This is a genomic window from Streptococcus sp. CL8.13 (assembly GCF_049737895.1).
Window position 1 is genome coordinate 1 of the sequence record NZ_JBKOTT010000164.1, and the last position, 408, is coordinate 408.

General features: G+C 40.0%; 2 pseudogenes. Both read right to left on the minus strand.

Going from position 1 to position 408, the window contains the following annotated elements:
* Window positions 1-82: pseudogene (locus tag ACLNCN_RS05030) on the minus strand (VOC family protein); the annotation flags it as partial.
* Window positions 83-140: 58 nt separating this feature from the next.
* Window positions 141-408, minus strand: a pseudogene (locus ACLNCN_RS05035) (pyruvate oxidase); the annotation flags it as partial.

The following is a 408-nucleotide window of genomic DNA, read 5'->3' on the forward strand; positions in this document are numbered from 1 at the left end:
GCTTTTTATCCAAAATACGCTCCAAGTCAGCACAGACTTGGGGAACATCTGAAACGATAATATCTAATTGATTTAAATTCATTTACTATCCTCCATAAAAAGACCGGATTGCTCCGATCTTTTTAAGTTCCACGAAGGAATTATTTAATTGCGCGTGATTGCAATCCTTCTTCTTCCAAGAAGAGGCGGAATGGTACGAGTTCTTCTGCTTCGTATTTTTCCTTGAAGTCTTTGATTGCTTCTTCTGAGTGAAGTTTTGGATCCAATTCAAGTACTTCTACTGGAAGTGGACGGTGTGGAGTGATGCGAGCATCGATCACAACAGTTTTACCTTCTTTGTTGAGTTTAACAGCTTCTGCAACAACTGCATCGATGTCTTCGATACGGTCAACTGTAAATCCTACAGCA